The sequence below is a fragment of the Sideroxydans sp. genome, assembly GCF_054604835.1.
Window position 1 is genome coordinate 118,181 of record NZ_JBTSFG010000003.1, and the last position, 13,652, is coordinate 131,832.

The following is a 13,652-nucleotide window of genomic DNA, read 5'->3' on the forward strand; positions in this document are numbered from 1 at the left end:
TCAGACGTAGGTCATTCAGGAGGGACGCCCCCGCAGGATGGAACATACGTGAGATAAGGGATTCTGTCAGCAGTGCGCGCGGAGTGCGTCAGCGATATTTGCGCACGAGACCGACAAGAACGCCGAATATCTCCAGCGAGCCTTGCGGGCGGATGACCGGATATGCAGGATTCTGCGGGCGCAGGATGAATTTTCCGCGCTCCTTGTCCAAAGTCTTCAAAGTGAATTCCCCGTCGACGATAGCCACCACGATATCCCCTGCATTGGCCAGATTGCGTTTTTCCACCACAGCCACATCGCCATCGTGGATACCCGCGTCCACCATCGAATCTCCCTTGACCGTTATCAACGTGGTCCGGGATGGATTTTCGATCAGCATCTCGTCCAGCACATAATATTCGCCCTGTGTGGCATGGACCGTGACCGGCATCCCGGCCGGCACGGCGCTTTCGGCCAGGGGACGTGCAAAGAACTCACGCGTCGGGATCCACATGCCGTCCGGCGTGCGTTCAAGGAAGCCAGCTTCCCCCAATCGATCAAGGATGGCTTTCACCCAGGACTTCGAAGCGATGCGGAACACGTCGCACAGCGCGGCATAGGAAGGGATGCTCTTCCAGTCGGAATAGTAATCCTGCAGTCTGGCCAGATATTCGGCGTCGCGTTGCGCGGATGGATGGGAATCGGTCATGGCGTCACCTGTACAGAACGAATGTGCTGCATGGTAGAGAACGTACGTTCTGCTGTCAAATGCAATGCGCCGGCAAGAAAGTTGATGCCAAATGAAAACGGGCTGCCAGTTTGGCAGCCCGGTCATTACCGCTGACTACAAGCCGATCAGCCCTTGGCAGCCATCAGCTTCTCATACTTGGCCTGCAGCTGTTCCTGCGACTCCACATGATTCGGATCCTTGGGGATACAGTCGACCGGACATACCTCCACGCACTGCGGAGTGTCATAGTGGCCGACACACTCGGTACACTTGTTCGGGTCGATGATATAGATGGTGTCGCCTTGCGAGATCGCGTCGTTCGGGCACTCCGGCTCGCACACGTCGCAATTGATGCATTCGTCGGTGATGATCAGTGACATTGTTTACTCTCCTTTAATTGATCTTTTTTGTTTCAATCTTTCCGCCACGGCGGGTGATACGAACTTGCTGACATCACCGCCGAAGCGCGATATCTCGCGCACCATACTGGCGGAGATGAAGTTGTACTGCTCCGCCGGGGTGAGGAATACCGTCTCCACCTCTGGATCCAGCGTGCGGTTCATGCCCGCCATCTGGAACTCGTACTCAAAATCCGACACGGCGCGCAATCCGCGCAACACGACGCGCGCGTCCAGCCTGCGCACGTAGTTCATCAGCAGATCGTCGAACCCCTCGACCCGAACATTGGCAGAATCGGCGAACACCTCACGCGCCATCGCCACCCGCTCGTCCAGCGAGAACAGGGTCGCACTGCGACTCGCTGCCACGGCCACGACGACCTCGCCGAACAAGCCGGCGGCACGGCGCACCACATCTTCGTGGCCGCGCGTGATGGGGTCGAATGTGCCCGGATATACGACTCTGATCATGGCTGGGTGCGTTCCAATAGTTGGTAATGTACCGCTCCGGCGCGTTGTTGCTTCAGCACCTGCCAGTCGGCCCCAGCATCGAACGCCCCGCCGCTCTCCACATAGACCACGCCGTCTTTGATCAGTAGCTGCGCCAATCGCGGCATCAGTCGCGTCAGAAGATCGCTCTGGAACGGGGGATCGAGAAAGACGACGTCGAACGTCAAATTCGTCTGCATGGCGAATTTTAGCCCATCATTGCAGTGCAAGGCTACATTAGGCATGTCCAGCTTCCTGAGCGAGTCCTGCAATACCTTATAGACAGAACGGTCTTGCTCCACCATCACCACCTGCTCCGCCTCACGGGAAGCCGCTTCGAAACCCAGCGCGCCACTCCCGGCGAACAGGTCCAGGCAGCGTTTGCCATACAGCGATTGGCCCAACCAATTGAACAGCGTCTCGCGCACGCGATCGGGCGTCGGGCGCAGACCGGCACTGTCAGGGAACGTGATGATGCGGCTGCGATGTGTGCCGCCGATGATTCTGACCTTGTTTATTTTGCCACTCCCTGTCCGCCGACGATCACAGTCGCCATGACGTCCGGATCGATACGACGACGGAAAGCATCATTGACCGTCCGCACATCCACCTGCTCGACTCGCATCTGGAAGTCATCCAGATAAGTGAGCGGCAGATTGTAGAAACCGATCACGCTCAGATATTCCAGAATCTTGTGATTGCTGTCGATGCGCAACGGAAAGCCGCCGATGATGTTCTGTTTGGCGGCGTGCAGCTCCGCTTCGGTCACGCCTTTTTCCACGAAATCGCGCACGGTCGTGCGCACCACCTGCAAAGCCTCACCAACTTGCTCATTCTTGGTCTGCAAACCGATCTGGAACGCACCCGGTTGCTGCATAGGTATGAAATAGCTGTAGACGCTATAAGCCATACCGCGTTTTTCGCGCACTTCGTTCATCAGGCGCGAAACGAAACCGCCGCCGCCCAAGATGTAGTTGCCGACATACAAGGGGAAATAATCCGGATCGTTGCGCGCGATCCCCGGCGCGCCGATCAGAATATGACTTTGGCTGGCAGGATGCGGGACGCGCTGTTCGCTGGGACCATCAAGGCCGGCGACAGCAGGCACAGGCGCCACACTGCCACTTTGCGGCAATTGCGCGGTCAACTGTTGCGCGATGGCCTCCGCCTGTTGACGCGTGACATCGCCCATCAAGGCGACTACCACATCTTTTGCGCCATAGTGCGCACGGAAGAATTCGAGCAAGTCGGTACGCTGTACCTTTTCGATATCCGCCACTTCAGTCTGCCAGCCGTAGGGATGCGTACCAAACACTGCCTTGCCGAACGCCTTCTCGGACAGGAACTCCGGCTTGGTCTCTGCTTCACGCAAGGATGCGATCAGGCGCGTCTTTTCACGGGCCAGCACCTCTTGCGGGAACAAAGGCTGTTGCAGCACGCGCGCAAGGATGTCCAGCGCCACCTCACGCTCAGCCGGACTACTCAGGGTACGCAAGGTCACGGCAGAGCGATCAGCATCGAAACTACTGCCGACGCGCGCGCCGACATCGGCCAGGTTGCGTGCGATGTCGTCTTCGCTCATTCCCTCTACGCCCAGATCAAGCAGGCCGTGCGTCAGACCTGCCACGCCCTTCTTGTCTGCTTTATCGTAAGCGCTGCCGGCGTGAAAACTGACCGCCACATCCAGCATGGGCAGGTTATGATCTTCCACGAAATAGACGCGTGCGCCGCTAGCTGCTTGCCAGTGTTGTATCTGTGGCGTGGCGAACGCCCCAGTGGCGAATCCGCACAACAGAACAAACGAGATCAGTTTAGTGCGCATGAGCATTGCCTCCTTGCTGCGGCTTGTCCGCTGCAAGCGGTTGCGGATCGAGCACCGCGACCGTCAACTGGTCGTCGCGCAGGATGTCGCGCGCTACCGCCTGTACCTGTTCCGCGGTCACGGCTTGCAGTTTCTTCAGCATCACCGGCAGGTCATGCTGTGACAAACCGATACTCTCAATCTGTCCGATCTGCATCGCCTGATAGAACAAGGAATCGAGCTTGTACACTTCGGCGGCCGTGACTTGGGCGCGCACGCGGCGCAATTCTTCCTCGCTCACGCCGTCGCGCACGATCATTTGCAGTTGTTCGCGTATCGCCACCTCCAGCGCCGCCACCGATGTGCCTGCTGCAGGCGTAGCTTCCAGTGAGAACATGGTCGGACCGCGCGAGGTATTGGCATAGCCGGCTCCGATGCTGGTCGCCACTTGGTGTTCCCGCACCAAAGACTTGTTCAGGCGTGCCGAATCGTTGCCGTCGAGCACCCCTGCCAGCACCGACAGCGCGTAGGGCTGCCAGTCTTTGTCCACATCACGCAGGGTGGGCGCATGCCAGGCCATGACCAGATGCGGCAATTCGGCCGGTGCCTTCACCACGATACGCTTGATGCCAAGCTGGGCCGGTTCTTCATAGGGTTTGCGGAGCGGCAGCTTGCCGACGTGGATACGTCCATAGTATTTCTTTGCCAAAGCGAACACCTGCTTCGCATCGACATCACCGGCGATCACCAATGTTGCATTGTTGGGGGCATACCAGGTCTGGTACCAGAGGCGCGCATCGTCCGCCGTCATGTTCTTCAAATCGTTCATCCAACCGACGATGGGATTACGGTAGGGATGTTCCTGATAGGCGGTCGCCATCAAGCGCTCATCCAGCAAGGCACGCGCATCATCATCGGTGCGCCAGCGGCGTTCTTCCATCACCACGCGGATCTCTTTGGCGAACTCCTCATCGCTCAGCCTCAGGTTGTGCATGCGATCGGCTTCCAGCTTCATCGCCAATTCCAGTTGCGATTTGTGCAGTTGCTGGAAATAGGCGGTGTAATCATAGCTGGTGAACGCGTTCTCGCGACCGCCGGCCGCGGCGATGCGGCGCGAGAACTCACCGGCGGGGACTGCCTTGGTACCTTTGAACATCATGTGTTCCAGCACATGCGCCACGCCGGTCACGCCGGTCATCTCGTCCATGCTGCCAGCGCGATACCAGATCTGCTGCACGATCACCGGTGCGCGGCGATCTTCTTTCACGATGACCTTCAGTCCGTTGGATAGTGTCTGCTCGAACACCTCGGCTTGTGCGCCAATAGCTATGAGCAAACCCAAACAGAATGCATAAAATCTCATGTAATTCGTCCTGAAACGTTAAAATGCGGGCGCATTATGCGACATTCCCCCAAACCTTTCCCAGCCCATGTTCAGTTTTCTGAAAAAACAAAGCCCTGACAACAAGTCCAGCGATAGCGGCTGGGCCAAGCGCTTGCGCGATGGCTTGGCGCGGACCGGTGGACAACTGACCGCACTGCTGGTTCCCGGCGCGCGCATCGACGACGAACTCTACGAAGAGTTGGAGACCCTGCTCATCACTGCCGATGTGGGCATGGAAGCCACGCAGACCCTGCTCGCCGATGTGCGCCGCCAAGTGAAAGAACAACGATTGAGCGAGGCGAGTCAGCTGAAAGAGGCGTTGGCGCATGCGCTGCTGAAATTGCTGCAGCCGCTGGCCAAGCCGCTGGACGTCACGACGAGCAAGCCCTTTGTCATCATGCTGTGCGGCGTCAACGGCGCTGGCAAGACCACCTCCATCGGAAAACTGGCCAAATATTTCCAGATTCAGGGCAAGTCGGTGCTGCTCGCCGCAGGCGACACCTTCCGCGCCGCGGCACGCGAACAACTGATGGAATGGGGCAAGCGCAACGATGTGACCGTCATCGCACAACAGAGCGGCGACGCCGCCGCCGTGATCTACGACGCAGTACAGGCAGCACAAGCCCGCGGCATCGACGTGGTGCTGGCCGACACCGCTGGTCGATTGGCGACGCAGGCACACCTGATGGAAGAGATCAAAAAAGTGAAGCGCGTGATCGACAAGGCGCTACCCGGCGCGCCGCATGAGGTGCTGCTGGTGCTGGATGCCAACACCGGCCAGAACGCCTTGTCGCAGGTGAAGGCTTTCGCTGACGCACTGGATGTCAGCGGTCTGGTGTTGACCAAACTGGATGGCACGGCCAAAGGCGGCGTCATCGCCGCCATCGCGCGCGCGCATCCCATCCCCGTGCGTTTCATCGGTGTCGGCGAAGGACTGGACGACCTCAAGCCGTTCAACGCGGAAGACTTCATCGCCGCCCTGCTGGATATCGAACGATGATCCGTTTCGGCCAGGTCTACAAACGCTACCCGGGCGGACACGAGGCCTTGCAGGACGTGAGTTTCGACATCGCAAAAGGCGAGATGGTCTATCTCACCGGTCATTCCGGTGCCGGCAAAAGTACCTTGTTGAAGCTGGTCGCCGCCATCGAACGCCCCACCAGCGGCAGCGTGCTGATCAACGGCCAGAATATCCGCTCCATCAAACGCGAAGCGATCCCGGCCTTGCGCCGCAACATCGGCCTGATCTTCCAGGACCACAAACTGCTGTTCGATCGCAACGCCTTCGACAATGTGCTCCTGCCTTTGCAGATCAGCGGCTTCGACCACCGCGAGGCCGCCAAGCGCGTGCGTGCGGCGCTGGACAAGGTCGGCCTGCTCACGCGCGAGAAAGCCAACCCGATCGCACTTTCCGGCGGCGAGCAACAGCGCTTGTGCATCGCACGCGCTATCGTCAGCCGGCCCGATATCCTGCTGGCGGATGAACCGACCGGCAATCTCGATGCGGAATATTCCAGCGAGATATTGAACATTTTCAAATCGTTCCATCAAGTGGGTGTGACACTGCTGATCTCCACCCACGACCAGAGTGTCCTGCAACGCTTCCCGGCCAGAGCGCTGCATCTCGATCATGGCGTGCTGCAACAAGTGGCGAACGCATGAAGACACTGCGTGAACACCTTCATGTACTGCATGCCACCTTGCAACGACTGTGGCTGACACCCGCCGCGTCGCTACTCAACATGACCATCATCGGCATCGCACTGAGTTTGCCGGTCGGCGCCTATGTGCTGTTGAAAAGTGTGCAACAACTTGCCTCCACCGTAGCTGATGCGCCCCAGATCAGCGCATTTCTGGATGCAGGCAAGCGTGACTCCGAGCTAAGTGCCCTAAAGGGAAAGCTGGAAAGTGATGCGCGCATCGCCAAAGTTGAATTCGTCTCGCGTGATGCAGCACTGCAGCAATTGCAGCAAAGTACCGGCGTATCGGACATGATTGGCGACCTGCCTCACAACCCGCTGCCGGATACTTTCATCATCTATCCCAAGGTAACTGACACCAAGGCTATGGAAGCGCTGTATCAGGAGTTACAGTCTTGGAAGCAGTTCGATCATGTACAGCTGGACTCGGCATGGATAAAGAAACTCGATGCCTTGCTGGATCTAGGCCGATTGGCCACCGCCATCCTCGCCACCACTTTGAGCCTGGCGCTGATTGCCATCACATTCAATACCATACGCTTGCAGATCCTGACCCGGCGCGACGAGATCGAAGTGACCAAACTGATCGGCGCCAGCGACAGCTTCATCCGCCGCCCCTTTCTGTATTTCGGCTTGCTACAAGGACTGACCGGAGGCGTCGTGGCTTGGCTGCTGGTCTCCGCCAGCCTGTGGTTATTGAACGGCAGTCTGGCGAACCTCACCCAGCTGTATGCCAGCGATTTCCAGTTACATCCGCTCACCTTGCCGGATAGCCTTGCCTTGTTCGCCTTTTCCGGCTATCTGGGCTGGTTGGGTGCCTGGTTCTCCGTCTCGCAACATCTGTGGCAGATCGAGCCCCGTTGAACTAAATTCCACTTTGGCACTCTCTTAGCAAGAGTGCTAGAATTATTGCTAAGGAGGAAAGACCATGAATGCAAGCATGAATCTACCGATGCCATCCGCTGCAGGCGGGCTGGAAGGGTATGTGCAGGCCGTCAATCGCTTTCCGGTACTGACTCATGAGCAGGAACTGGAGTTGGCGACGCGTTTCCGCCAACAGAACGATCTCGAGGCAGCACGCCAACTGGTGTTGTCACATCTGCGCGTCGTCGTCAGTGTGGCGCGAGGCTATACGGGCTATGGTTTGCCCCAAGCCGATCTGATCCAGGAAGGCAATATCGGCCTGATGAAAGCGGTAAAGCGTTACGACCCGGAGCGCGGCGTACGTCTGGTTTCGTTCGCCCTGCATTGGATCCGTGCCGAGATCCACGAGTTCGTGATTCGCAACTGGCGCATGGTGAAGATCGCTACCACCAAGTCACAGCGCAAACTGTTCTTCAACCTGCGCAGCCTGAAAAAGGGGCTGGAGCCTCTGCGTCCGCAGCAGGTGAGCGAGATCGCCCAGCAACTGAACGTCAGCGAACATGATGTGGTGGAGATGGAAGCCCGTTTTGCCGGACACGAACTGTCACTCGACCCCATGTCCGGCAATGACGAAGATGAGAGTTACTCACCCGTGCAATATCTGGCGGATGACGAGGCGCATGAGCCTTCCGTCATTCTGGAGACATCGGAGCGTGAACACTTGCAGTCGGCGGGACTGGCGAATGCATTGTCTGCACTGGACGAGCGCAGCCGCCGTATCGTGGAAGCACGCTGGCTGACCGAGGATAGCAGCGCCACACTGCATGAATTGGCCGATGAGTTCGGCGTGTCTGCAGAGCGCATCCGTCAGATCGAACAGAAGGCTTTCAGCAAGATGGGCGGCCTGCTGGCGCAAACTTGAACGAGCGTCTTCTGCAGAAAAAAGCCCGGCGATTGCCGGGCTTTTTATTTGACGACCTTAAGCTGCGGCCTGCCAGGGGTGGCGGGAGGCGGCTCCTCCGGCGGCTCTGACGATGACGCAGGAGCAGATTCGCCCGCCTGAAATACCAGCCCCTGCCCGGTCTCCTTGGCAAAGATACCGATGACAGCCGCAACAGGGATCATTAATTGGTGGGCGACACCGCCGAAACGACCATTGCAGCTGATATCCTCGTTGCCGAGCTGGAGGTTCTTCACCGCATCCCCGCCGACATTCAGGACGATCTGCCCATCCTTCACGTAGCCAGCCGGCACTTGCGTGTATTCGTCCACCTGCACCGCCAGATATGGGGTATATCCGGCATCCGCACACCATTCGTAGATGGCGCGGATCAGATAGGGCTTGGTGGACGGCTCGTCTATCACGGCGATTACTTGCGCATGGCCTTTTCGGCTGGCGTCAATGCTTCGATGAAACCTTGGCGCGAGAACAAACGCTCGGCGTACTTCATCATCGGCGTGGCATCCTTGTCGAGGTGGATGCCATAGTGCTCAAGTCGCCACAACAACGGTGCGATCGCCACATCCAGCATGGAGAATTCGTCACCCAGCATGAACTTCTGCTTGGCGAAGATCGGTGCGATCTGGGTCAGATTGGCCTGCACTGCCGCACGCGCCTTCTCTTGTACTTTGGCGTTGCTGCTTTCCAGACCTTCGATGTGACAGAACAATTCCTGCTCGAAGCGATGCAGGAACAAGCGAGCGCGTGCGCGCATCACAGGATCGGGGGGCATCAACTGCGGATGCGGGAATCGCTCGTCGATATATTCGTTGATGATATTGGCCTCGTACAGGATGAGGTCGCGTTCGACCAACACCGGCACCTTGTTGTACGGATTCATCACAGCCAGATCTTCCGGCATGTTGAATACATCCACATCGATCACCTCGAAGTCCATGCCTTTTTCAAACAGCACGAAACGGCAACGATGGCTATAGGGGTCGGTTGTACCCGAGTAAAGTGTCATCATAAAAAACCACCTAAAAACAATATGTAGCGTTAAAAACCAAATGGCGGAGCATTTGCCCCGCCATCTCGGCGCAGACTGCAACGGGGGCGGAAACTAACACAAACCGCACCCCGAATTCAATCTCCTCAGTGAATATCCTTCCAGATCTCCTTCTTCAGGGCGTACATCAGGACCAGCAGGATAGACAGGAAGATCAGCACGATCCAGCCGATCTGATGACGGACCAGTATGGCCGGTTCGCTCATGAACACCAGATAGTTGGTCAGATCCGTAATGGCTGCGTCGTACTCGGCGACGGACATGGAACCCGGCGTTTTCAGCACCAGATGTCCGTCTTCCATGGCTTGTTCACCCTGCATGTCCGCCAGCACGAAAGGCATGGCAACGCTCGGGAACGCCTTGTTGTTCCAGCCGCTGGCCTTGCTCGGATCGGCATAGAACGTGCGCATGTAGGTATACAGCCAATCTGCACTGCGCGAACGGGCGATCACGCTCAAGTCGGGGGGCGCCACGCCATAGGCCATCTTGGCTGAGTTGGAGTCCATCGCGGCCTGCATGGTCGAACCCACCTTGACGTCTTCCGGCAGCTCCAGCTCCGCCCTGATCTGATCATCTGACATGCCGATGTCATTCAGGCGGTTGTAGCGCATGGCAGATGCCGAGTGACAGGCCAGACAACGCGAAGTGAACAATTTGGCTCCGCGTTGCAGCGAGGCCTGATCCTGCAGATTCACCGGCGCCTTATCCAGATGCACGCCGCCTTCGCTGGCATGAGCAAACACCGGCATGCAGGCCAGCATCGCCCATACGATTACTCTCTTGATTGCTTTCATTTCAACGAACCCCTCTCAATTATTTGGACGTCACACGATCAGGCTCGGGCTTGCATGCGTCGATCTTCGTATACCAAGGCATCAGGAAGAAGAACGCGAAGTACACCACCGCCAGGATGCGCGAGATCAGAGTGTAGGTTTCCGTTGCCGGCATCAGGCCGAGATAGCCCAGACCGACGAAGCTCACCACGAAAGCCGCCAGGAAGGTCTTGTAGATCGGGCCGCGATAGCGGATCGACTTGACCGGACCGCGATCCAGCCATGGCAACGCGAAGAAGATCACAGTCGCCACGCCCATCGCCACCACACCGGGGAACTGGGAGCCGAACATCGGCGGCACAGCGCGCAGGATGGCGTAGTAGGGAGTGAAGTACCACACCGGGGCGATGTGCTCGGGGGTCTTCATCGGGTTGGCTGGCACGAAGTTGTTGTACTCCAGGAAGTAGCCGCCCATATCCGGTGCGAAAAACACCACCGCACTGAACACCATCAGGAAGGCCACTGCCGCCACGCCGTCCTTGACTACCATGTAGGGGAAGAACGGCACGCCATCCAGCGGTATACCATTGGCATCCTTGTGCTTCTTGATCTCGACACCGTCCGGATTGTTGGAACCCACTTCATGCAATGCCACCAGGTGCGCCACAATAATCAGCACCAGTACCAGCGGGATCGCCACCACATGCAGCGCGAAGAAGCGGTTCAGCGTGATATCGGACACCACGAAGTCGCCACGAATCATGATCGCCAGATCCGGACCGATGAACGGCACGGAAGAGAACAGGTTCACGATCACTTGCGCGCCCCAGAAGGACATTTGTCCCCATGGCAACAGATAGCCCATGAATGCCTCGCCCATCAACGCCAGATAAATGATCATGCCGATGATCCACAGTAACTCGCGTGGCTTGCGATACGAGCCGTACATCAAACCGCGGAACATATGCAGGTAGATCACCACGAAGAACATCGATGCACCGGTGGAGTGGATATAACGCAACAACCAGCCCCACTGCACATCACGCATGATGTATTCGACCGACGCGAACGCGAACAACGCATCCGGCTTGTAGTTCATGGTCAGGAAGATACCGCTGAGGATCTGAATGACCAGCACCAGCAGCGCCAGGCCGCCGAAGAAATACCAGAAGTTGAAGTTCTTGGGCGCGTAGTACTCTGACAGGTGCGCCTTCCAGGTAGAGACCAGCGGGAAGCGTTCATCGATCCAGCCGATCAGATTTTTCAGAAGATTCATCATGCTGCAGCCCCCTTATCAGCGGGTTGACCGCCTTTGAGCTTACTTTTGTCGTCATCCCCGATCAACAGGCGCGTGTCGCTCAGATACATGTGAGGAGGGATGATCAGATTGGTCGGTGCCGGCACGCCTTTGAACACACGGGCAGCCAAATCGAATCGCGAACCGTGGCAAGGGCAGAACCAACCGCCGGCCCATTGCGCGCCCAAGTCGGCAGGTGCGACTTCGGGGCGGAACGTCGGCGAGCAACCCAGATGCGTACAGACGCCCAGCACTACCAGCACCTCCGGCTTGATAGATCGTGTCGGATTATTACAGTACTCAGGTTGCTGCGGAATGGAAGAAGAAGGGTCTGCCAGATCTGCGTCATGCTTGGGCAGCAAGTCCAGCATCTCCTGGGTGCGGCGCACGATCCACACCGGTTTGCCTTGCCATTCGATGCTGATCATCGAGCCAGGCTCGATGCTGCTGATATCGACTTCGACCGGCGCGCCTGCTGCCTTGGCTCGTTCGCTAGGCTGCAAGCTCAATACGAACGGTGCGCCCGCACCGGCGGCGGCAACACCACCTACTGCTGCGGTAGCAGCGATCAGCATTCGTCGCTTGCTGTGATCCACGTTATCTGTCATGACCCTCTTCCTTCCGTAATACGTTGTCAAATATCCACTGGGGCAGCTTCTTGCTGCCCTGGTTTCTCGTCGGTGCTGGAGGATGGCATTGCGTTGTCCGTCGCGTTTTTATCGGACAAGCACAGGATCGGCTCCCCAACTCGATCCCCTGCCGGCGGCGAATACTACTTGGTCAGCTATTTCGCCGCAATTGCTACTCGGAATGCCTAGTTGTTCTTGGCGCCCTGCTTGACCCACTTGCGCAGCGTCAGGATGTATTGGCGATCCAGGGTGCCGCTGGCATTCAAGCCCATCGGCATCTTCAGTCCTTTATTGGTGCCGGTCAGCAATTTGGTGAAGGTGCTGGTCTGGCTATCACCGGGAACGACTACCTTGCCGAACTTGGTGCCTTTCATCAGGCCTTCATAGGAAGTCAGGTCCAGGCCGCTCTTGGCATAACCCTTGGATGTGGGTGACGGATGATGGCAACTCACGCAATAGTCCTGCAGGATAGGCATCACATCCTTGCTGAAACTGACTTCTCCGGATTGCAGAACATTGAGCGCGTTATGCGCCGGCATGAGTGCCTTGTCCTCGGCCAATGCGTTAAAGGAAAGTGCGGCCATCAGCGCGCCGCCTATCATTATTCTGATTCTCATACTTTCTCCCCGTAGCCCCATGTGCGTCACAAGTGCGGCGCAACAGCAAAGCTTACCTCGCAGCGGAGTGGCGCTGCCCCAAACGACCTGAACAACCGGAAGTCGTTGCGTCATCTGCCAGCAGGATCCTGCCGACACATATAACCCGAAATGGTTATATGCCGAATACTACGCAACGCCTTTTCAGAATGCAACGCACACTCGGCGATATACCCACTACCTAAACAGGGACTTCTTCATCAAAGAACATGTGCTCCAGTCCAAACCTTTCGGCCAAATGCGCGCCCAAGGCCTGCACGCCGTAGCGCTCTGTCGCATGATGTCCCGCTGCCATATAAGCCACGCCGCTTTCGCGCGCCATATGCACATTACTCTCGGATATCTCGCCGGTCAGAAAAACATCCACCCCCATTGCGATCGCTTGCTCATAATATCCCTGGGCGGCACCGCTACACCATGCGATGCGGGATATCTTGCCAGACTTCCCGCCCGCTACCAGCGGCTCGAATCGCAATGCCTCAGCCACCACCTTGGCGAATTCGGCCAGCCCCAAAGGCTGAGCCAAGACACCATGGCATGCAACGTCCTGCTCCCCGAAACGCCCACTCTCGACCAGGCCCAATCGCGCAGCGAGCTGCACGTTATTCCCCCATTGCGGATGTGCATCCAGCGGCAGGTGATAGGCCAGCAAACTGATATCTTGTGCCAACAAACTGGCGATGCGCCTTTTCTTGACACCGGTGATGACGGCATCCTCGCTACGCCAGAAATACCCATGATGGACCAGGATGGCATCGGCGCCCCACGCGGCGGCGGCATCGAGCACAGCCTGCGATGCGGTGACCCCGGTCGCGATACGCCTAACCTGCGAGCGCCCCTCGACCTGCACGCCATTCGGGCAATAATCGCGAAAACGGCTGATCGCCAGCTCGCTTCCGATATAATCGGCCAACTCTTTTAATTGCATCGCAACTGTCCTTAT

17 protein-coding genes are annotated in these 13,652 nt (G+C 57.7%); 4 read left to right on the forward strand and 13 right to left on the reverse strand.

The window, feature by feature from the left end; genetic code table 11:
• Positions 1 to 88 precede the first annotated feature (88 nt).
• The 6 genes from ACYCZ5_RS06140 to ACYCZ5_RS06165 all read right to left on the reverse strand — a co-directional run bounded on the left by ACYCZ5_RS06140 (position 89) and on the right by ACYCZ5_RS06165 (position 4,760).
• Complete coding sequence (locus ACYCZ5_RS06140) at positions 89 to 688, reverse strand: LexA family protein (protein WP_461543913.1); 600 nt, start codon at positions 686 to 688, stop codon at positions 89 to 91.
• Positions 689 to 834: 146 nt separating this feature from the next.
• On the reverse strand, positions 835 to 1,089 hold the full coding sequence (locus ACYCZ5_RS06145; RefSeq protein ID WP_461543914.1) for a YfhL family 4Fe-4S dicluster ferredoxin: 255 nt from the start codon (positions 1,087 to 1,089) through the stop codon (positions 835 to 837).
• A gap of 3 nt (positions 1,090 to 1,092) precedes the next feature.
• Entirely contained in the window at positions 1,093 to 1,578 is a 486-nt protein-coding gene (gene coaD / locus ACYCZ5_RS06150; protein ID WP_461543915.1) for a pantetheine-phosphate adenylyltransferase, read from the reverse strand.
• Positions 1,575 to 2,114, reverse strand: a complete 540-nt coding sequence (gene rsmD / locus ACYCZ5_RS06155; protein ID WP_461544163.1) for a 16S rRNA (guanine(966)-N(2))-methyltransferase RsmD — start codon at positions 2,112 to 2,114, stop codon at positions 1,575 to 1,577. The genes coaD and rsmD overlap by 4 nt, the downstream gene beginning before the upstream one ends.
• On the reverse strand, positions 2,111 to 3,418 hold the full coding sequence (locus tag ACYCZ5_RS06160; protein WP_461543916.1) for a M16 family metallopeptidase: 1,308 nt from the start codon (positions 3,416 to 3,418) through the stop codon (positions 2,111 to 2,113). Before ACYCZ5_RS06160 ends, rsmD begins: the two co-directional genes overlap by 4 nt.
• Positions 3,408 to 4,760, reverse strand: a complete 1,353-nt coding sequence (locus ACYCZ5_RS06165; protein WP_461543917.1) for a M16 family metallopeptidase — start codon at positions 4,758 to 4,760, stop codon at positions 3,408 to 3,410. The genes ACYCZ5_RS06160 and ACYCZ5_RS06165 overlap by 11 nt, the downstream gene beginning before the upstream one ends.
• A 67-nt stretch (positions 4,761 to 4,827) precedes the next feature.
• Here ACYCZ5_RS06165 and ftsY point away from each other — a divergent pair, with 67 nt between their 5' ends.
• The 4 genes from ftsY (at position 4,828) to rpoH (ending at position 8,267) form a co-directional block, all read left to right on the forward strand.
• Entirely contained in the window at positions 4,828 to 5,781 is a 954-nt protein-coding gene (gene ftsY / locus ACYCZ5_RS06170) for a signal recognition particle-docking protein FtsY (RefSeq protein ID WP_461543918.1), read from the forward strand.
• On the forward strand, positions 5,778 to 6,443 hold the full coding sequence (gene ftsE, locus ACYCZ5_RS06175) for a cell division ATP-binding protein FtsE (protein ID WP_461543919.1): 666 nt from the start codon (positions 5,778 to 5,780) through the stop codon (positions 6,441 to 6,443). Before ftsY ends, ftsE begins: the two co-directional genes overlap by 4 nt.
• The gene (ftsX, locus tag ACYCZ5_RS06180; RefSeq protein ID WP_461543920.1) at positions 6,440 to 7,345 is read left to right on the forward strand and encodes a permease-like cell division protein FtsX; all 906 of its coding nucleotides are present in this window, start codon (positions 6,440 to 6,442) and stop codon (positions 7,343 to 7,345) included. Before ftsE ends, ftsX begins: the two co-directional genes overlap by 4 nt.
• Before the next feature lie 64 nt (positions 7,346 to 7,409).
• On the forward strand, positions 7,410 to 8,267 hold the full coding sequence (rpoH, locus tag ACYCZ5_RS06185) for an RNA polymerase sigma factor RpoH (protein WP_461543921.1): 858 nt from the start codon (positions 7,410 to 7,412) through the stop codon (positions 8,265 to 8,267).
• A 44-nt stretch (positions 8,268 to 8,311) separates the two neighbouring features.
• Here the strand turns inward: rpoH and ACYCZ5_RS06190 are convergent, their stop codons facing one another.
• The 7 genes from ACYCZ5_RS06190 to ACYCZ5_RS06220 all read right to left on the reverse strand — a co-directional run bounded on the left by ACYCZ5_RS06190 (position 8,312) and on the right by ACYCZ5_RS06220 (position 13,637).
• Positions 8,312 to 8,707 (reverse strand): ClpXP protease specificity-enhancing factor, encoded by a 396-nt coding sequence (locus ACYCZ5_RS06190; protein WP_461544164.1) that lies wholly within the window; start codon positions 8,705 to 8,707, stop codon positions 8,312 to 8,314.
• Positions 8,708 to 8,715: 8 nt separating this feature from the next.
• The gene (locus ACYCZ5_RS06195; RefSeq protein WP_461543922.1) at positions 8,716 to 9,315 is read right to left on the reverse strand and encodes a glutathione S-transferase N-terminal domain-containing protein; all 600 of its coding nucleotides are present in this window, start codon (positions 9,313 to 9,315) and stop codon (positions 8,716 to 8,718) included.
• 125 nt (positions 9,316 to 9,440) lie between these two features.
• On the reverse strand, positions 9,441 to 10,148 hold the full coding sequence (locus ACYCZ5_RS06200; RefSeq protein ID WP_461543923.1) for a cytochrome c1: 708 nt from the start codon (positions 10,146 to 10,148) through the stop codon (positions 9,441 to 9,443).
• Positions 10,149 to 10,167: 19 nt separating this feature from the next.
• Complete coding sequence (locus tag ACYCZ5_RS06205; RefSeq protein ID WP_461544165.1) at positions 10,168 to 11,403, reverse strand: cytochrome b; 1,236 nt, start codon at positions 11,401 to 11,403, stop codon at positions 10,168 to 10,170.
• Positions 11,403 to 12,032, reverse strand: coding sequence for a ubiquinol-cytochrome c reductase iron-sulfur subunit (petA, locus tag ACYCZ5_RS06210; RefSeq protein WP_461543924.1), 630 nt, complete (start codon positions 12,030 to 12,032; stop codon positions 11,403 to 11,405). Before petA ends, ACYCZ5_RS06205 begins: the two co-directional genes overlap by 1 nt.
• 206 nt (positions 12,033 to 12,238) lie before the next feature.
• The gene (locus ACYCZ5_RS06215) at positions 12,239 to 12,670 is read right to left on the reverse strand and encodes a c-type cytochrome domain-containing protein (RefSeq protein ID WP_461543925.1); all 432 of its coding nucleotides are present in this window, start codon (positions 12,668 to 12,670) and stop codon (positions 12,239 to 12,241) included.
• Positions 12,671 to 12,890: 220 nt separating this feature from the next.
• Positions 12,891 to 13,637 (reverse strand): Nif3-like dinuclear metal center hexameric protein, encoded by a 747-nt coding sequence (locus tag ACYCZ5_RS06220; RefSeq protein ID WP_461543926.1) that lies wholly within the window; start codon positions 13,635 to 13,637, stop codon positions 12,891 to 12,893.
• Positions 13,638 to 13,652 lie beyond the last annotated feature (15 nt).